The organism is Zwartia sp. (genome assembly GCF_049655405.1).
Classification (GTDB): domain Bacteria; phylum Pseudomonadota; class Gammaproteobacteria; order Burkholderiales; family Burkholderiaceae_B; genus Zwartia.
This window is the reverse complement of the sequence record NZ_JBASJR010000008.1, coordinates 224,915-244,353: the sequence shown is the minus strand read 5'-3', so window position 1 is coordinate 244,353 and position 19,439 is coordinate 224,915. Positions and strand designations below refer to the sequence as shown.

The following is a 19,439-nucleotide window of genomic DNA, read 5'->3' as shown; positions in this document are numbered from 1 at the left end:
CAATGATTGTTTTTTGCTTGAGTCTGCGCTAAACCTAGGGCACTATGTAATGCTAAATCCTACCAACACGTCATTATTAAACCTTTTAAAGCGCTTGTGGCCGCATATTACTGACAAAAGGCGAAAGCAGTTTTCAGTACTGTTTTTACTAATGATCGTTTGCTCGTTAGCGGAAATGATCAGTATCGGGGCAATACTGCCCTTTTTGGCTGTTCTAACCGCGCCTGAGAGGTTATTTGAAGTTGGTTTTGTTCGCGCAGTTGCGCAATATGCAAATATTACAGACCCCCAAAGTCTTTTGTTGCCCTTGACAATACTATTTTCTGCCGCTGCAGTGACCTCAGGTGGCTTAAGGTTGTTATTACTTTGGGCGCAGACGCGGATTAGTCATAGCGTGGGTGCCGACCTCAGCATAAGCATTTACCGCCGCAGCCTCTATCAGCCCTACATGGTACAAATCTCTCGTAATAGTAGCGAGTTAATTGCAGGCATTTCAGGCAAGGCGAGTAATGTCGTGCATTGTGCCATTGTGCCTGTTTTGGTGTTAGCAAGCTCGTTTTTAATGCTCGTTGCGATCATTTCAACTTTGATCGCTTTACAACCCACTGTAGCATTGGCCGCATTTGTGGGTTTTGGTGCTATTTACGGATGCGTCATTTTCTTTGTTAAGAAAAGGCTTAAACGCGAGGGCGACCGACTGAACGAATCTTCTGCCCAGGTTATTAAAGCTTTACAAGAAGGTTTGGGTGGGATCCGAGACGTCTTACTTGATGGCACACAAAATGTTTATTGTGATATCTATAAAAAAGCAGATTTGTCTTTTCGTGCCTCCCAAGCGAATATCAGTATTATTAGCAATAGCCCACGCTTTGCAATTGAAGCACTTGGCATTGTGTTGATCGCTTTTCTTGCTTATGCACTCGCGAGTCGGGCTGAGGGTGTAGCGGGTGCAGTTCCTTTGCTCGGTGCCTTAGCCTTGGGTGCGCAGCGTCTACTTCCTATCTTGCAGCAGTCTTATTCAAGTTGGTCTGGCATGAAAGGCGGTCAAGCCTTGCTTGAGGATGCGATAACCCTGTTGGAGCAGCCGCTACCTGCTCATGCGGATGAGATTACCCCTAAGCCGCTACAGTTTTATAAACAAATCGTGCTCAATACAGTATCTTTTCGTTATCCCACTCAAAATAAAAATGTATTAGAAGGTATTAGTTTCGCTATACCCAAGGGAGCAAGGGTAGGTATCATCGGTTCGACAGGAAGCGGAAAGAGCACCATATTGGATGTATTAATGGGTCTCCTGATTCCAACGGAGGGAGAGCTGCGTATTGATAACCAAGCGATTACGGACTCAAATTATCGTTCTTGGCAAGCCCATATCGCCCATGTCCCTCAAGTTATTTTTCTGGCGGATACCTCGGTAGCGGCTAACATCGCGTTTGGTGTTCCTTTAGATCAAATAGATATCGAACGGGTAAGACTAAGTGCCCAGCAGGCACAATTAGCAACTTCGATAGAATCGTGGCCCGATGGTTACAACACGATGGTTGGCGAACGAGGTGTAAGGCTTTCTGGCGGGCAACGGCAAAGAATTGGCATTGCCCGTGCTCTTTACAAAAAAGCTGACGTGATCATCTTTGATGAGGCAACAAGCGCGCTTGATAATGAAACCGAGGCGAGCGTAATGTCCGCTCTCGAAGCATTATCAACGGACTTAACAATAATTAGCGTTGCACATCGGATCACCACTTTGCAAAACTGTTCTCAAATTATCGAAATCGATAATGGGAGAGTGCAACGGATTACTAAATATGCCGATATTGTCAAAACCACTGAGTCGCACTTAAAAACTTGAGTCGATTTGTGCGTTGCAATAGTAATGGCCCCCTGAGCTACTTAACAAGACACGTCTCTGGCACCATCAACATCAGTGTATGGTCAACGGGGATAAATGTCATAGAAGGCGTTAGATATTTCTTGTAAATAAAGTAACCTGCCGGGGCAACAAATGATTCGACCTCTTCATTTGGGAACAAGCGCAAAATCATGACATCGAGGTCTTTTTGCTTTTCTTCAATGGGAAGAATATCGGGGCGAATCATTTCATACGCTGGGTGCATGAGCGGATTGTCAAAAGGCAAAACTTGATACTTTTTAAATGGACTGATGACGTGAAGAAACACGTCGATTGAGTAATTGAAGTGATATTTCACACCACAATTTAGATTTTTGATCGACGCCATGTCGTTTGATAACTGGGTGTAGTACTCGGTTACAGGCTCGGGCCAAAGTTGGTATTTAAAGATAGCAGGCTCACGCACCATTTTCGCATTTGATATTGTTTCTTTAGAGGGCACGAAGTAATTGCCAGATTCAACTGTTGTTGGAGGTAAGACAAATATAAAAATGATACTCGTTAAAATAAAAAAGACGTGATCTAATTTTATTTTTTTAAGTAAGACATAAACAATGATCAGGCCGATAATAGAGCCTGTGGCGACTCTGAATATTTCGGGTAAATGTAATATCTGGCCCACACACACCAGTGAAAGGATCGAGGTCTTTACTAAACCCGCTTGCTTGGAGAGGCTAGAACGTCGAAAGAGAAGTACCAAGCAGTAGATTACGTTGACTAGTATCATCAAATAAATAACGATTAGTCTTAAATTTAGTTGAGAAAATCCCCAGATAGCTATTCTAATGAAGCTATCAAATATACTTATCCCATTCATGTGCGCAAATAGCTTCGGCGTTGCCACAAACGGTAGTGTCCAAGATAATCCGAACCAATATTCAGCTAAATCATTGGCGGTCAAATAAATACCAAAGATACTCAAAGGAAGAAACAAACCACCCATCGAAAAGAAGAATTGTGAAAGGCTGGTGCGCCAAGTGGCGTGGTTTGCATAGAGATTAATTCCAGGTGCTACAAATAAAATAAAAATTGCTACCGCGACATATTCTGATCGAGTCAACATCGCTAACGAAAAAAGTAAACCGCTAGTGAAACTTTCGAGTTTTGTTGGATTATCTTTAACTAAATAGAAAACTCCGCCAATCAAAAATGGAAACGCAATGTAGTTTGGCCATGGATAAATAACAACGGGATGTATCAACACACAGCTACACAAAACATAAAAAGAAAGTCTTGGGTCTTGCGTTAGGCTGACCGCCAAACGAAATAAAATCCATAAACCTAACCCATAACAAGCGACCGTAACGACTTGTATCGAAATCAGGCTTTGTGACGTTAATTCAAATAGTGCGCCCTGAATGAGTGGAGTGAGAATCCCGTAGCCGATTGCAACATCGCGATAGGGGGCAAGACCATCAAGCAGGTCTTTAGTGTTGCTTAGCATGAGCCCCCAGTGGTGAGGGTCAACAGAGTAAATCCCCTGCCAAAGTGAAAAAATGCCGGAGAAAAAAATAACTAAAATCGCCGCGAAGCTATAACGCCGATAGGGTTTATGGTTCAAAGCTTTCTCCGCCTCGGGGCATAATTTATCTCAGATGCGCAAAGGTAGTTCGTGGGGTCGCCTAAGCCGTTTTAGCACTCATTGCTAAGCGGCTAACAACGTGGCTTTGCTGATCTTCAGTTAGGCCGACAAAGAGAGGTAGCCTCACGAGTCGCTCGGACTGTAAGTCTGTTATGTCGAGACTTCCGTGCGTTCTTCCGTAGCGAACTCCAGCTGGGGACGAATGTAACGGGACGTAATGGAAAACAGCACTGATAGATTGCATTTTAAAGTCCTTTAGTAAGGCTTCTCTTTGGTGCGCAGAAGGCAAGAGCACATAGTAAAGGTGGCCGTTGTGAATGCAGTCACTAGGCACAATGGGTCGACGCAAAAGGCCCGCCGCTTCGAGGGGCTCGAGCAGTTGATGATACCGCTGCCAGCTTGCTATCCTTTGGTCTGTGATTCGTTGGGCATCTTCGAGTTGTGCCCATAAAAAGGCCGCAATCAACTCACCCGGTAGAAACGACGATCCGATGTCCTGCCAAGTGTACTTATCAACCTCACTCCGGAAAAATCGGGCCCGGTCGGTACCTTTTTCTCGAATAATCTCAGCCCGCTGTGCTAAGTTTTTGTCGTTAACAATAAGTGCACCACCCTCACCAGAGATTACGTTTTTTGTTTCGTGAAAGCTTAGTGTGCCGAGGTCCCCAATGGAGCCAAGGGGTTTGCCTCGATAGCTCGCCATCATCCCCTGGGCTGCGTCCTCAACAACCTTAAGGCCGTGCTTACGGGCAATACTCATTAACCGATCCATATTGCAGGCAACACCCGCGTAATGAACGGCGACAATTGCCTTGGTTCTTGGTGTTATCGCATCTTCAATTTTTTCTTCATCAAGATTTAGCGTGTCTTCTCGTATGTCAACAAATACCGGTACTGCTCCGCGCAGAACGAATGCGTTTGCTGTTGACACAAAAGTATAAGAGGGCATGATTACCTCATCACCCTGCTTGATATCCAGAAGAAGGGCTGTCATCTCAAGAGCAGCAGTACACGAGTGAGTGAGAAGTGCTCTGGCGCACCCAGAGTGCGCTTCGAGCCATTCGTGGCAGCGCTTGGTAAACGGACCATCGCCAGACAAGTGACCATTAGAGTGGGCCTCGGCGATGTAGTACAGCTCCTTGCCCGTCATATGTGGCCAGTTAAATGGGATACGTTGTTCTTTCATATTCTTATTACCTTTTCAAATCTTCCTAGCAATAACAAGTCTCGATCCTCCTAATGGAAGATTAAACCCTCGCTTAATAAGTGCCAGTTCGGCACCAAGCATTTGGGAAAATAATGAGTTTAGCCACGGTGATATTTTTAGTTCTGCTGTGGCATCAAACTTTTCATTAGATACTTTCTTCTGAAGAAATCTAGAAATCATCATGGCAGGAAGAAGTGTTGTTACAAAAGACGTGCTTCTGATCACGCGAAATCCTGCTGCTTCTATTTTTTGGTGGAGATCCTGCGCGGCATAGCGTCGCTCATGGCACGCATACTCATCTGCGCGGCTCCACAGCCATGCATGTTGGGGAACAGTAAGCAACATCAATCCCTCTAGTTTTAGAGCCCTACGCATCTGGGCGAGGACTTCTTCATCTTCCTTAATGTGCTCTAAAACGTCGAATGCGCCAATCACGTCAAATTCGTTTTCAAAAGGAATGCATCTGGCATCCATTTGCATCAACTTGACGGAGGGCAAGCGTGCGGCAGCAAAACCTAGGCCGGCTATGAATATTTCGCTGCCAAATAAGCTTGAAAGTGGAAATTTATTTGATATGCCGGACAAAACATAACCGGTACCGCAGCCAATTTCAAGCAAGGATTGAAAATTGGGGCAATATTTTTCAAGTGCCCACATGAGCAACTTATTTCTGGATCGGAACCAAAAATTAGCCTCCTCCAACCGAGCAAGTTCCGAAAAATAAGTTGACTTGAATCCACCACCTTCTAGAGCCAAGTTAGGGGCATAGGAATCAAAACCATCAACAAGGATGGGGGCGAAACCACAGCTCGCACAGTTTTGGATTGAAGATGAATAGCGCGCATCGCAAGAAAGACAACGTTTCATAATCTTTCTACGTTTAATGCATTCAGATTCGAAAAAACGAAAAACTTAAATGCAATGATGGGAACGCCAGCCACAAAAAAGATTGCTACAGCCTGAACCCATTGGTGCGGATACATAAAGTGATCAACGAAAACAACTAGAATAAGGATGTTAATAAAATATCCAAAAAAGTGAGCTATAAAATAACGAATGCATGAACCAAGCAAGCTTCCTGTGTGCGAAAAAGTAAAGTTTCGGTTCCCAACATACCCACTTGTGGCGCCCATACCGTACAGAAGGGTTATGGTTATTTTAGGCGTCGCCCCAACATGGGTGACCAGCAAATAAATCTGATACCAAGCCGAGTTGCTCACAATACCTACTAATGCATAACGGAGTAACTGTTCAATTGAGCCTTTGGATTTCTCTGACACAGGTAAATTACTCATGTGCCAAGAACCGCCAGACCGAAACCCGTCTTACCATAACCGTTGCCGTTGTACAGCATGAAGCGCTGGCCTTTATGGTCAAAAACGAAGGGGTACTCAATCATGTCGGCATCCCAACCGTCCACTGACACCGCAATACCCGTATCTTCTAGTGCCAAGGTCCATGCCAGCCCATCTTTACTCACCGCGTACCCAATTTTGTACTTTTCACCACCACCGCCGCGGTATGAAAACCACATCTCGTAACCGTTGTGCGCATTACCAACAACAGTAGGTCTTGAAAAAGCTTGCGCTCTGCCAAGCTCAAAAGAAATAGCCAAACCCTTACGTACCCAGTTCTCTCCATCAACTGATGAGGCGAATTTGATTGGTGCTAACATTTCGCCATTACCCGCATCCCAATGCGTTACAGAGGTGTACCACATGCTATAGCAACCAGTTTCATTTTTCAACACCCACGGATAAGACAAGCTCAAGGGGTCGGTGCTATCAGACCCCATGAATGGCGCCTCACTGGCGAGCTCCAGCGTCATGTCAGGCTTCACAACCAGCCGCCCAATGTCACCTCGCCACTGTTTGTCTTTGGGGCTTTGCCAGCCCATGAAGAGCATGTGGCGTATGCCATTGGATTCGTAGCAGTTGCCAATGCTTACCCCATCCGCATAAAAACTGCCCTCAGGCCCGTGTTCGAAAAAAGGCTGACTGTGCTCGCGAACTATCTGGCGGGTCACAATATCAATATCAACTGCGCCTACTGACGAACGATTATTGGCATCCCTGCCACTGTAGAAGACGCGGTAAACGTCGTCTGCCAGCAAAATTGGCAAGGGGTTGGCCGCATGTGACAAAAGCTTGGGGTGCCGGCCAGTGTCAGCGGGACAATAGAGCAGGCCCTGCTTTTGCCATGTCGAGCTCATATTCCTCGCAACCGGGTGCTGGGCACTCTGGAGCGTTCAGTCGCATTGCCGATGTAAGCCCCTTCGGGCAGGACATCTGCCAATAGCAAAGCACCCGCGCCAATCACGCATTTCGCGCCAATATTGATGTGGTCGCGCAGCGTCGCGTTGACGCCAATAAAACACTGTTCGCCAATGTCCACGTTGCCTGAAACAACCACGTGCGAGGCAATAAACACATGATCCCCGATCGTCGAATGATGGCCGATATGGTTGCCGCTCCACAAGGTCACGTTGTTGCCTATCGTGACAAAGGGCTGGACGGTGTTGTCTTCAAGAATGAAACAGTTCTCACCGATTCGACCCTCATTCAGCACCGTGGCGTGAGAACTGACGTAGCTGGCGACGCGGTAACCCAAAGCTTTGCCTGCCAAATACTTGTCTTTGCGCACCGCGTTGAGCTTGGCGTAGCTGATTGCAACAAAAAAGTTGACTTGGTCAATCGGGTAATGCGTGGTCACTTCTTCAAAAGCAACCACAGGCAGCCCGCAAAAACTGGTTTCTTTCAAATAGGCAGCATCCACCGTGAATGCGACAACCTCGTACGCTGAGTCGGTACTGAAATAGTAGTGCGCAAGTTGGGCGATGGAACCCGAACCGAATATAACCAAGCGCTTTTTCATATGGACTTCCTCACTAGAATTGTAAACTCATAAAGCTTATAGTCATGCAACAGCGTCACATTGCTTGAGTAGCGGCGTTTACAGAAGTCAAAAAGAAGACAGGGGTCTGCGTAATACAAGTAGTCGCGCATCTTGTCCGCATCGGAATAAGAAGTCAGGCAGTTAAACGCAAACCCAAGGCGACTGGTGCGATCTAGGATGTCCAGGGTGTCTTTCAAATAGCCCCACCACTCCGCGTCTGAACGATCCATGCGCACATTCAAAATGCCACTGGCTACACCATAGTCAGCCACTTGGTCCGGCTCGCTAGCCAGAATAAACCGCGCCCGCGGGTTGTCTTGGTAGCGCTGGGTAGCGGCTTGCACCATGCCGTTCGACACATCCACACCAGTATACGAAAAATGCGCATGGTCTTTGGCTAAATAGTCATACAGCGCGCCGTAGCCGCAACCCAGGTCGTTGATGGAAAAATGATCGGGTGCTTCAATGATTTTGCAAAGCTGCGCAAAACGCGTTGTTTGGCTTTCTTCGCCATTCCAATCCACGCCACGCGCCGTTTCGCCATGCTCAGCCAACTTTGCGGTGTAATATTCGGCAACCTCAGTTAATAGTTCTATCTTATTATTTTGCATATATTTTGCTGCCATCGATTCATATTCTGTCGAATAAAAATTATTCTTTATAAATCTTACTATTTAATAGTGCTTTCGAAACAACCTTCTCTATCCATGCGCTGACACTCTCTCCTGACTTTGATGCTGCGAGCGCCACTTCACTTTTCAGCCTAGGGTCTATGCCTTCTAACTGACCAAAATAGCGCTTACGCATCGTGCCACCACGAGCTCCTTTATGCGGTATGTCCATATCCATACGTGGACTTGACGAAGATACTTCAAAATCCACAACATAAAAACAATTTCCAAGCACCCAAGTCAAATTCACGTTCGATGCATTTTCAGGCAGTAATGCAAGGGGCGCTTCCAACGCCCAAAGCTTGTTGTTGCAAATAGCTGCCTTTCCATATTCACTTTCTTTAAGCCACGGAGCGACGCCTTCATCGCCGAACAATACTTTTCCACCTACCTTAACAACCCGAGTCATTTCATGTATTGCAGACTTCATATCAGAAAATAAATTTATTCCTCCAAAATGATATACGGCATCAAAATACGCATCCGAGTATGGGAGCATAGAGGCATTTGAAACGCAAAGATATAGATTTTCAGTATTGAACGAATCGACCTCCTTGCTAGCTAGTCTTCGAGCCGTTGCTGCAATCATTAAGTCAGAGATATCCTGCGCAAATATCTCGCCTGTTCGCCCAATTATTGGAATAATACATTTTAGATCATCCCCTAAACCACACCCTGTTACGAGTACACGATCACCTTGCTTTAAATTTAATTTTTTTATCAATGAATTTCTGAAGGTAGTTTCATCTTCTTGAAATGTAGCAAAAAGCCAAATTAAAAAATTTTCATAAAAAGACTCGGCATCATCTTTTTTATACATTATTTGAGAAATTTGATCGCCACCAGATAATAATTTTCCATCAATAAAAACCGGAATTGGGTTGGCAGTTTGCGCATTAAGAAAGGAATAATGTGCGCCTTGTGAATTTATTAATTCAGTGCCTTCAATAAATAATTTTTCTTTTGTTAGAGGGCAACAATATGGAGTTTTCAACATTTGCAGTTACTCTTCAAGGGTGGTGTAAAAATGATATGGACTTACTATTTCATTTGAATCTTACTTGCCCAAGCGTGTTGATAAGTATTGTGCAACGGAATTATGCTCGATATAGTTGAAGCCAAGAATATTCTTTGCCTCATCCGAGAGTTTTGTGATGTTTATATTCATTGGAATATTAATCTGTTGCTTAAAAAATGGAATGTTGTAAAGATGATTGATTGCGCGGCGTGCTTTAGTCGTGGCGTTAAACCCGCCTGTATGAAAGACCATACAGTCAAGCAGGATAAACGAGCCCGCTTTTGCGGCAACCTGAACCGCACTTCTTTGGACATAGTTGGCCGATGGAAAAGCCTCCGCCTTATGAGATGCGGGCAGCACAAAGGTGGCCCCGTTTTCAAACGTGAAATCGTCTACGCAAAACAAGGCATTGATGGCTAGCGGTTGCGAAGATACAAAATGCTGGTATGGCAGGTCGCGGTGCCAGACACCTTGGTTATAGTCTTCCTGCGGTGGGTTAATAATGCCGTTTTGTTGATTCAAAATAAATCTTCCAGCAATCAACTTTTTCAGTATCGACAGCAAATTTTCATTCAGCGCAAGATTTAAAAATGCTGCGCCGCCATGTGTCAGCGGTGAGCGAATGGTGTGAAACTCATTAAGACTCTTGAGTCTGGATTCGCCATGTGTTTCAACATAACTGGCCCGAGTGCGGTTGAACTCCTCTGAAATGCCTCGAAGTTCATCTGCCGTGTAGCCTGCGTCGAGAACGGCATAACCCAGATTTTTGACCTGCTCAGCGGCTTCATCAAGCGCGAAGTCGCACCGGTGCTGCTGGAGAATACCGTAGGACGCTGTTGGAATGGTAGTCACGATGGTCGCTTTATTTAAGTTGGTTTTGGCACACGTTTATATACGTGGCGAACGATGGTGTATGGGCGCTGCTTGACCTCAGAGAAAATCTTGGCAATATAAATGCCTTGTATACCGACGAAGAAAATGATCAACCCAGAAAAGAGCCAGATTGATGCAATGATGGATGTATACCCATCTGGAGGTGATGCTATAAACAAATACCTAAAGGTCAGATGCATGATGTAACTTAAGGCGGAGAGCGAGATAGCCAACCCAGAGTAAAACGTAAATACCAACGGCGAACTACTGAACGACGTGACCGCATTCACAAGGTGACTGAATTTGCGTGATAACGAGTAAGTGGTCGGGCTAGTGGCATGCTTTAGCACTATTTGTTGGCATTGCTTATAGCCGGTAATGATCCACAAGCCGCCAATATTCAACTCGCGCTCTTGGTGCTGGAGTAGGGAATCGACATAGCTCTTGGACATCAACCTAGCGGTAACAATATTGTTGGGCTGTGCAATGCCCGTCATCATACGAAACATGCGGTAAAAAAATCTGCCTGTCAATTGCTCAAAAAAACCGCCCTTGCGCTGCATCTGAACGCCAAACACCACGTCGCAATTCTCGCTGACCATTTTTGCTGAAAAAACATTCAACCACTCGGGCTCTTCTTCCAAATCGCTGTCGATTAGAAATACTCGCTCTCCAGTGGCGTGAGCCAAGCCGGTCATCATGGCTTTGTGATGGCCAAAGTTCCGCGACAAGTCAACCACCGCGACATGGGGGTCGTGCTCGGTCAACTGCACCGCAATATCAAGGCTATTATCGGGTGAGCCGTCGTTGACTAAGATAATTTCGTAATCATCTCCGACCAACTGCTGGGCTGCAATGCTAGCGCGTTCGTGAAATTGGGCCACATAAGTCGCCGACTGGTAAAGCGTTGCAACGATGGATAGCTTCATGGCCTGACATTCCTCATATAGCGGTGCGCATCTTTACCGCAGTTGAACAACAAATCGAGAATGGTCACTCCGTGGGTGAAATCGCCCCAGGGCTGGGGGTATTCAGGGTAGCCCGTGTAATCAAACCAGGTCAGCTTGATACCGTACTCTGTGAATGTACGCTCTTCAATGTAGTCCTTGGCTGCAGGGCCTGAGATGTATTCCGCACCGCCAGCCTGCTTACAAAGATCGGCTAAACGCTCGGTCTTACCGGCAAGCAGCGTGTAGTCCCATGAATTAGAAATGACTGTCTTGATACACAGGTAATGACAGACCACCTCAATGAGGCGGCGATTCAATTGTGAGATATGAGTGTAAGAATCCGCAACGTAGAGCGGTTCCAACCATATCGCCACTTCATCAAAATGAGGCGCACGGCGATAATTCTGCACCAAGGCTTTCCAATGCGCTGTGGCCCAGGCAGTCCCATCGATCAATGTATCTTTGATCTTCTGGTCATATTTACCTTTGACTTGCACAGGAACCGTAAGCCACTGCACGCCTTGAGGTGTTTTGATTTGGTTTCGATTGCGCCAGTCACGGCGCGTGTATTGCATGTCGTCGAACAGAATGAACTCATCCACGGCCGCAATCAGGTCGAAGTAACCTTTCCAAGGGATATAATTAGACTGAGAAATGGCAATTTTTTTCATTTTTTTTATCTAAGGCAGTATGAGTTCTCTGTCATTTTTCAGCCAAAATTAAGCGATGCTTTGAGTTTATAGAGTGCGGACAACAGCGCTGGTTTACGTCAGTTGCAGCCGCTTGAACTTGAATTTTTCTAGTAAAGAAAACGTGTGTTTGACGAAAGTTCATATTACGTTCGTGACTCAGCGCAATCAAATGGGATTCGAAAAAACATTCCAAAGTACTTGAAAAGGTGTAAACCCCCCTACAATACACTCCCAACCGACCCTAAATTGTCCTTCGGAATTTGCGTATATGTCAAACTTTAACTTTGTGATGGTTTCTGCCGGCTTTGAACATGGTGGCAACGTGACGCACCGGCATCTTGATGGCCACCCACAATTGTTGGTATACCCGTTTGAATCACAGTTAGGAAATCGTAATTTCAACGATTTTCTGGCTTCTGTCGAGCGCGTTCAGTATCGCTACCCAGAGTTCCCCGAGGGATTGACTGCCGAAGAGCTATACGAGCAAATGATCGATGAAGAGATGAAAACTTTTCTGAGAAAAAAAACGGGCTCGAAATTTAAGGATGCAGATCTGCAATTTGACGAAGCCGACAGGCTGAGCGAATTCAAGCGTTTGTTGGGCTCTGGGCCATATTTACGCAGAGCAGTGATCGAAGCGTTTTTTCGTGCAACCTTTGCTGCGTGGCGAAATTACTATATGACCCCTCAAGACGGGATGTCTTATGTGGGGTATTCGCCGGCTATTGGTATTGACGCAGATCGCATCATTCGTGATTTTCCGAATGCAAAAATCATGCATATTGTTCGTAACCCGTTCTCTGCGTATCGCGATACAAAGCGACGCCCGTTTCCCCAGCCCTTAAGCAAATATCTCATCACCTGGAATATCTATCATTCAACAGTCGAGATGTATGCCAAGCAATTTCCGGATAACGTGCGTATTTTTAGATACGAGGATCTGGTAGAAGACAAAGAACAGTTCATGAAAAATGTGGCGAATTTTATCGGCGTGCAGTATGCGCCCACTATGCTGTATCCAAGTTGGAATGGCGTTGAAATAAAAGATAGCATTGCGCCCTGGGGCACCGTTCTTAAAAGTACTAAGGCCTACAACGAAAGCGTTATCAATGAACTGAGTGATAATGAAAAATCCCAAATCGTTGCGGGTACGACCGCTTTAGCAAGACACTTTAAATATGATCAAGTTGACTATTTAAAACAATACTATCGTGCTGAGTAAGCTTAGACACTTTGCTTACGATCGGCGAGAGCAGCGGTTAGATACTCATTTAGACGAGAGTCAACTCAGTTTGCTATTGCAAGAGCACAACATATTTGCTTCGAGCATTAGGCGAATAAACGGGGGCACGTTAGGGTTGAGCTATTCCCTACAAATAGATGGGCGACCCAAGGTATTAAAAACGCACTTTAGCGCAGTGGGCCGCCAAAATATTGAAAAAGAAATAAGACTACTGCGCGTTCTGTACGTAGGCGAAAGTGAAATGAGTAGGCTAGAGTTGACAAGCGATCAGCTGGTTAGGGTGGCGTTATTGATGGATGAATTTAAATATCCTCAACATGAGTTGGAGCCGAGTCAAATCATAAGCTTAACGGCACAATATACGGCGCAATTCAAATGTAATGCCACGCCGGACGTTATTGCGACTAAAGACACCATGTCAACGCTCTTTGCCGAAGGCGTTGCTTCACTCGCTCGACTCTACGCGAATCAGGCAATCAGTCCGGCGATACACGCAGCTGTTGAAAAAAATTTTTCGATTCTTTCAGAGCATATTGATGGCTTGCCCGTTGCGCTTTGCCATGGTGACCTCGGCCCTGAAAATATTATGTGCCAAACTGATTCAAAGCCCGTAGTGATCGACTGGGAAGATGCCTTTTGGGGTGTGGAAGGATATGACTATCTGTACTGGCTGACTTTTTTGCGTAACAGAAAATATTACGCACAAGATGTTTTAGGTAAAACCTCTTTAGGCAAAGAAATCGAATTGGCTATTTTGGTGCTTATCGTGGTTTTAAAAAGCGAGCTGTCTCTCCGAATGGATCCGCAGATGAACAGACAATTAAGTTTTGATCAACGTATTACCGAAATACTTGAGCTGAAATGATTCGCGTGTCGATATTCTTGCGTATACAAGGCTGCCCCAAGTGATGCGTATTTTTGAATACGATCTAAAGCAAATTACCGAGCAAGCCACGCCAGATTTACTTGCGCTCAGACGTTCGCATATATTTCTTACTGGGGGTACGGGGTATATCGGACGTTGGTTGCTTGAAGCGCTTTGCTACGCAAATACCGTTTTGAAATTAGAGTTGAAGTTGACTGTCTTGAGTCGAGCACCTGACCAGTTTCGAAGCAATTACCCTCATCTCAGTGACAGGTTGGTCGTCAACTTTATCGAAGGTGACATCAGAACCTTTCAATTTCCGCAGGGCGCCTTTACGCACGTCATACATGCGGCAACAGATGTGATCGCGACCAATCCTGCGTTAGAGACCTTCGATGTGATTGTTTCAGGTACAAAGAGATTGCTTGATTTTTGTCGTGAAAAAAGGGTTGAGCATGTTTTGCTTTTAAGTTCTGGAGCGATTTATGGCCCAATCCCAGCAACGATTGATCTTGTTGTCGAGGACTATTCTGGTGCTCCCCGAGTAAGTGATCTTGGTGCGGCTTATGGCATAGGTAAACTGGCGGCTGAATGGTTGGGCACGGCCTATTCAGCTGACAGATCGATGGCCTGCAAAGCTGCGAGGGTGTTTGCTCAAATTGGGCCTCATCTTGCCCTCGACAAGCAGTTTGCTGCAGGAAATTTTCTACTTCATGCAATAAAACAAGAGCCTTTTCTGATCAAAGGGGATGGTACAGCCCTAAGATCCTATATGTACGGTACCGATCTGGCGGTTTGGCTGTTGCGAATCCTCGTGCAAGGTGAGACGGGCCGCGCATATAACGTCGGCTCAAGTGACGCGATTTCTATTTATGAACTTGCCAAGTTGACAGCAGAGGTTGCAGGTATAGTGACGCCAATCATCCAAATTAAGGGTAAGCCCTTACCGGGTCAGCCACCTGAGCGCTACATACCTGATATTTCGAGAGCACGAGATGAGCTAGCGCTGGATATTAGGGTCGACTTAAGAGACGCGCTGTCTCGGACGCTCGATTGGTTCCGTGATCATCACAGGTGAGAAACATGATTGATGTTGCAACACTTGCAAAGAAAATTCGTTTAAAAATTGTCACGCTGTGTTTTCAAAAAAAAACATCGCACGTGGGGGGGGCGCTGTCCGTCGCCGATATCCTCGCAGTTTTATACGGTAAAGTTTTGGATATTTCGCCAGCCAGGATCAAGGATCCTTCACGAGATCGCTTGTTCTACAGCAAGGGTCATGCTTGCACTGCCTTATATGCAGCGTTAGATTTAAAGGGTTTTTTTGAGCCTAATGCGCTATCCGAGGGCTTCACTGCGGATGGAAGCTACTTTACCTCGCATATAAATCATCAATTGCCAGGAGTTGAACTGTCAACAGGAAGCCTTGGGCATGCTCTAGGCGTTGCATGCGGTGTGTCACTTGCGGCAAAGCGAAGGCAGCAACCTCAAAGCATCTTTGCAGTTTTAAGCGATGGTGAATTAGACGAGGGTTCTAATTGGGAGGCGATCATGTTTGCAGCCCATCATCACTTAGATAATTTGATCGCTATCATCGATTACAACAAGATTCAAAGTTTTGGGTCTGTTCAAGAAGTGATGGGCCTCGAACCACTCGCCGATAAATTTAAAGCGTTCAACTGGGATGTCACAGAAGTAGATGGCCATTGCCTTGAGCAGTTAGTGTCGACGCTGAGCCAGGCTAAAGCTAACCGGTCGGGTAAGCCTAAATGTCTAATCGCACATACGATCAAGGGAAAAGGCGTAAGTTTTATGGAGAACAAACTGGCGTGGCACTACAAGTCGCCGAACGACATTGATTTTCAAGCCGCCTACCTTGAAATAGAAGCCTCATAACATGCGAAACACATTTATCAATACCTTGACTGCACTTGCAGAAAATAACAAGGACATATTTTTGCTCTGTGGCGATCTTGGCTACTCAGTTCTGGAGCCTTTTGCCGCTAAATTTCCAGAGCGATTTTTAAACGTAGGCATCGCCGAACAGAATATGACCCAGGTGGCAGTCGGGCTTGCGAGGGAAGGCTACAATGTTTTTACCTATTCGATCGGTAACTTTCCCACCCTGCGCTGTATGGAGCAAATACGTTACGACGTTTGTTACCATCAAGCGAACGTCAAAATTGTTGCTGTAGGTGCGGGTTATGCCTACGGACCGCAAGGCGTGTCTCACCATACAACAGAAGACATCGCAATGCTGCGCGCTATTCCTAATATGCTTGTTTGTGCGCCTGCGGATCCGGTTGAGGCCGCGGCTGCAGCCAGATTCATGGCTGGGTGTGCTGGACCAGGTTATGTGCGTATTAACAAGTCAGGTGAGTCATGTATTCACGACCCTTCAGCTCAGCTAACAATAGCGCCTGGAAAATTTTTACCAATTCGCACGGGATCGTCGACGGCAGTACTCTCAACCGGAGCGATGTTAAGTGTGGTGATGAAAGATATAGAGCGGCACGCCCTAAATTATGCGGTTTTTAGTGTCCCTTTTATCGGTCACTATGATCGTCAGACTTTAATTAATCTGACGGAACAATTCGAAGAGATTGTTACGGTAGAAGAACACCAGTTGAACGGCGGCTTTGGCAGTTCGATTATGGAAGTGTTAGGTGATCTTTATAGTGAACGCGGTATCGAACGAATGCCGCGAGTACGGCGCATCGGTATCCCGAACAAATTTTTTGGTATGTCCGGCAGTCAAGATTATTTGCGAACGGTGGCGAAGCTACACCTCACTGACGACCGTAGCGACGAGAAGTAAGTACAGAATCATATTTAATCAATATATGAATCAAGTGATGAGAGCGATCAAGTTGATAGGGGTATGGCGATGTCTGATAAGTACACAATGAGATCCATCATCAAGGGGCTCACCCCACCGATGCTTTGGAAGTTACTCAGAGATACAAAACTGCGAGTTAAAAAATATCACGGCGCAGAACAAATAGATGCAATCATCGAAAAATATCTTAATTACCGCAACGGCTATTATGTTGAGCTTGGCGCTGCCGATGGGATCGGATTTTCTAATACCTTGTTTTTTGAGTTGCATAAAAACTGGTCAGGAATACTGATCGAACCTTCACCGAACAACTTTCTGCAGTGCCTGGCAAATCGATCGGACCGAAACTCATTTTTTTGCAATGCGTGTACGTCCTTTGATTACCCTGAAAAATTCGTAGAAATGATTTACGCGCACTATATGACTGCCGCAGTTGGGCTGGAGTCGGACGTTATCGATCCCGTTAAGCACGCTTTAAGTGGTTCACGTTATTTAGCAGCAGATACTGAGAGGGTATTCAGATACGGGGCTATCGCCAGGCCTTTAAACGCATTATTGATCGAAGCAGACGCGCCAAAATTAATTGATTTTCTCTCATTGGATGTTGAGGGCGTAGAAATCGAAGTTCTAAAAGGCGTTGATCACGATACGTACAAGTTTAAACTCATGTGCATTGAGACTAGAAGTCCAGAGGTATTGACCGCATACCTAAGTCAATACGGATATATTCACAAAGAAAAAATCAGCCACCACGACCATATCTTTCTGTTGAAATAACTTCTGTAATCCCTTTCCTTGCGCGCTGGGTTAAATGAAATACAAGAGCCAAATTGATGGTCTAAGAGCGTTAGCTGTTATTGCAGTCATTTTTTTTCATGCTGAAGTCGTTGGCTTTTCCGGTGGTTATGTAGGCGTCGACATTTTTTTTGTGATTAGCGGTTATCTGATTACCACTTTGATCTTGTAGCAAATAAGAGATCAGACGTTTTCTTTGGTTGAATTTTGGGAGCGTAGAGCGCGGCGAATTCTACCCGCGTTATTTGTTGTTATTTTCTTCTGCTTGCCTGTCGCTTGGGTAGTTTTACTGCCCTATGACATGCAACAATTTTCTGGTAGTTTAATCAGCATCCCATTTTTTCTTCAGAATTTTTATTTTTGGCGCAACAATACCTATTTCGATCCTTCAACTGACTTCTCTCCGTTAGTACACACTTGGAGCCTTGCAGTCGAAGAGCAATATTATTTACTGTTCCCATTCTTCCTGTTGGTCACGCGGCGCTTTAAGAAGACATCATTACTTGGGCTCATAGTATTCATCATACTGATTGAACTCTTAATGCTGCAGACAGTATTTGTCGACAAACTTTCGTTTAAATTCTTTATGCTGCCCACCAGAGGATGGGAAATTTTAATAGGTGCCGCAGTTGCATGCTACATGATAGATGCTAATAACCGAGATCAATTACCTCACTGGGTCGCTGAGTTATTGAGTACGGGCGGTTTGCTGTTAATACTGTACTCAATCTGTTTTTTTGATAAGAACACAGTGTTCCCAGGCTTGGCGACGCTTGTGCCGACGTTCGGAGCCGCATTGATATTGCGCTGTGTTGAGCAGCGAACTTTTGTAGCGAGACTGTTCGAAATTAAACCCTTGATGGCAATTGGCTTAGTGAGTTACAGTGCGTACTTATGACATCAGCCTCTCTTGGCATTTACCAGGCATATTTCGATTGATTCGCCCAGCTTGCTCGTGAAGCATTTACTTGCGCTGGGAAGCCTGGTTTGTGGTTGGCTTAGCTACAAGTTTGTCGAGCAGCCCTTCAGAAAAATAGGGTTGATAAGCACCAAAACTCTAGTCATATTTGTGTTGAGTTCAAGCATTGGCTTAGTAGTCTTCGGCGTCTCAGGTCTTTTCACAAAAGGTTTTGAAAATAGATTCTCTACCCAACAAAAGGAGTTGTTGGCATACACGCATTACGATGTTGGAACTCTTTGGCGCGTGGGTCAGTGTTTTCTTCAGCCTGAGCAGTCTTATCACTCATTTGGAAAAAATTGTGTCGGTGACGGCCAGCCTTCACGTGTCATGGTCTGGGGGGACTCCAACGCTGCGGCCCTTTATCCTGGTTTAAAGCATCAGTTTGAGCATGTCGCGCAGTATTCAGCGAGCGGCTGTCCGCCTGTTCTTTCAATCAATCAGCCCTGGAGACCATTTTGCAAAGAGATCAATCAATATGTGTTCGAGCAGGTAAAAACACTCAGGCCTGAACGGTTGATTTTATTTGCGAATTGGATTCTCTATCAGGACATTGCTGTGGCTAGTGAATTGGCCTCTACGTTAGATGCCATAAAAAAAGAATCGCCAAATACGATTGTCGATGTGATCGGTGGCGTTCCTCAGTGGTACCCATCTTTGCCTGTGCATCTGTTGAAGAGGAATCTCTATATTGATCAAATCAATACAGTCATTAATACCGGTTTACCAGCAATTATCGAGCTAGACCAATCGCTTTCTACGATAAGTGCGCTGCATAAAGTACGATTTCACTCTGCACTCGATATACTTTGTGATGGACAGGCATGCCAAGTCACCACCCAGTTTCAAGATAAGCAGGTGCTGACCACGTGGGATTATGAGCATTTAACCGAAGGCGGCTCAGTTAACTTAGTGCAAAAAATATTCGGCAAAAGTCGTTAG

19 protein-coding genes and 1 pseudogene are annotated in these 19,439 nt (G+C 45.4%); 9 read left to right on the top strand and 11 right to left on the bottom strand.

Going from position 1 to position 19,439, the window contains the following annotated elements; translation table 11 throughout:
• The first annotated feature begins 49 nt into the window (after window positions 1–49).
• On the top strand, window positions 50–1,849 hold the full coding sequence (locus tag WBJ47_RS05115) for an ABC transporter ATP-binding protein (protein ID WP_422245912.1): 1,800 nt from the start codon (window positions 50–52) through the stop codon (window positions 1,847–1,849).
• Window positions 1,850–1,886: 37 nt separating this feature from the next.
• On the opposite strand, the gene WBJ47_RS05110 is transcribed toward WBJ47_RS05115, so the two are convergent.
• The 11 genes from WBJ47_RS05110 to WBJ47_RS05060 form a co-directional block, all read right to left on the bottom strand.
• Window positions 1,887–3,470 carry a hypothetical protein gene (locus tag WBJ47_RS05110; protein ID WP_422245914.1) on the bottom strand — a complete coding sequence of 528 codons (1,584 nt, stop codon included), beginning with the start codon at window positions 3,468–3,470 and terminating at the stop codon, window positions 1,887–1,889.
• A 61-nt stretch (window positions 3,471–3,531) separates the two neighbouring features.
• Window positions 3,532–4,677 carry a dTDP-4-amino-4,6-dideoxygalactose transaminase gene (gene rffA / locus WBJ47_RS05105; protein WP_422245916.1) on the bottom strand — a complete coding sequence of 382 codons (1,146 nt, stop codon included), beginning with the start codon at window positions 4,675–4,677 and terminating at the stop codon, window positions 3,532–3,534.
• A 15-nt stretch (window positions 4,678–4,692) separates the two neighbouring features.
• Window positions 4,693–5,565: a class I SAM-dependent methyltransferase gene (locus tag WBJ47_RS05100; RefSeq protein ID WP_422245918.1), complete on the bottom strand. Its 873-nt coding sequence runs from the start codon at window positions 5,563–5,565 to the stop codon at window positions 4,693–4,695.
• Complete coding sequence (locus WBJ47_RS05095; RefSeq protein WP_422245920.1) at window positions 5,562–5,993, bottom strand: GtrA family protein; 432 nt, start codon at window positions 5,991–5,993, stop codon at window positions 5,562–5,564. The genes WBJ47_RS05100 and WBJ47_RS05095 overlap by 4 nt, the downstream gene beginning before the upstream one ends.
• Window positions 5,990–6,910, bottom strand: coding sequence for a hypothetical protein (locus tag WBJ47_RS05090; protein ID WP_422245922.1), 921 nt, complete (start codon window positions 6,908–6,910; stop codon window positions 5,990–5,992). Before WBJ47_RS05090 ends, WBJ47_RS05095 begins: the two co-directional genes overlap by 4 nt.
• Window positions 6,907–7,572 (bottom strand): acetyltransferase, encoded by a 666-nt coding sequence (locus tag WBJ47_RS05085; protein ID WP_422245924.1) that lies wholly within the window; start codon window positions 7,570–7,572, stop codon window positions 6,907–6,909. Before WBJ47_RS05085 ends, WBJ47_RS05090 begins: the two co-directional genes overlap by 4 nt.
• Window positions 7,569–8,204, bottom strand: a complete 636-nt coding sequence (locus WBJ47_RS05080; protein WP_424585249.1) for a class I SAM-dependent methyltransferase — start codon at window positions 8,202–8,204, stop codon at window positions 7,569–7,571. Before WBJ47_RS05080 ends, WBJ47_RS05085 begins: the two co-directional genes overlap by 4 nt.
• A 40-nt stretch (window positions 8,205–8,244) precedes the next feature.
• Window positions 8,245–9,261: a class I SAM-dependent methyltransferase gene (locus WBJ47_RS05075; protein ID WP_422245927.1), complete on the bottom strand. Its 1,017-nt coding sequence runs from the start codon at window positions 9,259–9,261 to the stop codon at window positions 8,245–8,247.
• Window positions 9,262–9,321: 60 nt separating this feature from the next.
• Complete coding sequence (locus WBJ47_RS05070) at window positions 9,322–10,134, bottom strand: phytanoyl-CoA dioxygenase family protein (protein WP_422245928.1); 813 nt, start codon at window positions 10,132–10,134, stop codon at window positions 9,322–9,324.
• A gap of 14 nt (window positions 10,135–10,148) precedes the next feature.
• Window positions 10,149–11,084: a glycosyltransferase family 2 protein gene (locus tag WBJ47_RS05065; RefSeq protein ID WP_422245930.1), complete on the bottom strand. Its 936-nt coding sequence runs from the start codon at window positions 11,082–11,084 to the stop codon at window positions 10,149–10,151.
• A complete protein-coding gene (locus tag WBJ47_RS05060; RefSeq protein WP_422245932.1) occupies window positions 11,081–11,776 on the bottom strand; it encodes a WbqC family protein in 696 nt (231 codons plus the stop codon). Before WBJ47_RS05060 ends, WBJ47_RS05065 begins: the two co-directional genes overlap by 4 nt.
• A gap of 289 nt (window positions 11,777–12,065) precedes the next feature.
• On the opposite strand from WBJ47_RS05060, the gene WBJ47_RS05055 reads away from it, so the two are divergent.
• The 8 genes and pseudogenes from WBJ47_RS05055 (at window position 12,066) to WBJ47_RS05020 (ending at window position 19,439) form a co-directional block, all read left to right on the top strand.
• On the top strand, window positions 12,066–13,019 hold the full coding sequence (locus WBJ47_RS05055) for a sulfotransferase family protein (protein WP_422245934.1): 954 nt from the start codon (window positions 12,066–12,068) through the stop codon (window positions 13,017–13,019).
• Window positions 13,009–13,905 carry an aminoglycoside phosphotransferase family protein gene (locus WBJ47_RS05050; RefSeq protein WP_422245936.1) on the top strand — a complete coding sequence of 299 codons (897 nt, stop codon included), beginning with the start codon at window positions 13,009–13,011 and terminating at the stop codon, window positions 13,903–13,905. Before WBJ47_RS05055 ends, WBJ47_RS05050 begins: the two co-directional genes overlap by 11 nt.
• 43 nt (window positions 13,906–13,948) lie before the next feature.
• Window positions 13,949–14,983, top strand: a complete 1,035-nt coding sequence (locus WBJ47_RS05045; RefSeq protein WP_422245938.1) for an NAD-dependent epimerase/dehydratase family protein — start codon at window positions 13,949–13,951, stop codon at window positions 14,981–14,983.
• 5 nt (window positions 14,984–14,988) lie between these two features.
• Window positions 14,989–15,801: a transketolase gene (locus tag WBJ47_RS05040; protein WP_422245940.1), complete on the top strand. Its 813-nt coding sequence runs from the start codon at window positions 14,989–14,991 to the stop codon at window positions 15,799–15,801.
• Between the two features lies 1 nt (window position 15,802).
• Window positions 15,803–16,723: a transketolase family protein gene (locus tag WBJ47_RS05035; protein WP_422245942.1), complete on the top strand. Its 921-nt coding sequence runs from the start codon at window positions 15,803–15,805 to the stop codon at window positions 16,721–16,723.
• A gap of 69 nt (window positions 16,724–16,792) precedes the next feature.
• Window positions 16,793–17,521, top strand: coding sequence for an FkbM family methyltransferase (locus WBJ47_RS05030; protein ID WP_422245944.1), 729 nt, complete (start codon window positions 16,793–16,795; stop codon window positions 17,519–17,521).
• A gap of 34 nt (window positions 17,522–17,555) precedes the next feature.
• A pseudogene (locus tag WBJ47_RS05025) lies at window positions 17,556–18,437 on the top strand (acyltransferase family protein).
• A gap of 57 nt (window positions 18,438–18,494) precedes the next feature.
• A complete protein-coding gene (locus tag WBJ47_RS05020; protein WP_422245945.1) occupies window positions 18,495–19,439 on the top strand; it encodes an SGNH hydrolase domain-containing protein in 945 nt (314 codons plus the stop codon).

Bases quoted from the DNA above. Each gene is read 5' to 3' on its own strand.
- WBJ47_RS05055 (WP_422245934.1), top strand. From the start codon at position 12,066: ATGTCAAACTTTAACTTTGTGATGGTTTCTGCCGGCTTTGAACATGGT.
- WBJ47_RS05095 (WP_422245920.1), bottom strand. From the start codon at position 5,993: ATGAGTAATTTACCTGTGTCAGAGAAATCCAAAGGCTCAATTGAACAG.
- WBJ47_RS05045 (WP_422245938.1), top strand. From the start codon at position 13,949: ATGCGTATTTTTGAATACGATCTAAAGCAAATTACCGAGCAAGCCACG.
- WBJ47_RS05060 (WP_422245932.1), bottom strand. From the start codon at position 11,776: ATGAAAAAAATTGCCATTTCTCAGTCTAATTATATCCCTTGGAAAGGT.
- WBJ47_RS05030 (WP_422245944.1), top strand. From the start codon at position 16,793: ATGTCTGATAAGTACACAATGAGATCCATCATCAAGGGGCTCACCCCA.
- WBJ47_RS05080 (WP_424585249.1), bottom strand. From the start codon at position 8,204: ATGCAAAATAATAAGATAGAACTATTAACTGAGGTTGCCGAATATTAC.
- WBJ47_RS05090 (WP_422245922.1), bottom strand. From the start codon at position 6,910: ATGAGCTCGACATGGCAAAAGCAGGGCCTGCTCTATTGTCCCGCTGAC.
- WBJ47_RS05075 (WP_422245927.1), bottom strand. From the start codon at position 9,261: ATGTTGAAAACTCCATATTGTTGCCCTCTAACAAAAGAAAAATTATTT.
- WBJ47_RS05100 (WP_422245918.1), bottom strand. From the start codon at position 5,565: ATGAAACGTTGTCTTTCTTGCGATGCGCGCTATTCATCTTCAATCCAA.
- WBJ47_RS05085 (WP_422245924.1), bottom strand. From the start codon at position 7,572: ATGAAAAAGCGCTTGGTTATATTCGGTTCGGGTTCCATCGCCCAACTT.
- WBJ47_RS05040 (WP_422245940.1), top strand. From the start codon at position 14,989: ATGATTGATGTTGCAACACTTGCAAAGAAAATTCGTTTAAAAATTGTC.
- WBJ47_RS05035 (WP_422245942.1), top strand. From the start codon at position 15,803: ATGCGAAACACATTTATCAATACCTTGACTGCACTTGCAGAAAATAAC.
- WBJ47_RS05115 (WP_422245912.1), top strand. From the start codon at position 50: ATGCTAAATCCTACCAACACGTCATTATTAAACCTTTTAAAGCGCTTG.
- WBJ47_RS05065 (WP_422245930.1), bottom strand. From the start codon at position 11,084: ATGAAGCTATCCATCGTTGCAACGCTTTACCAGTCGGCGACTTATGTG.
- rffA (WP_422245916.1), bottom strand. From the start codon at position 4,677: ATGAAAGAACAACGTATCCCATTTAACTGGCCACATATGACGGGCAAG.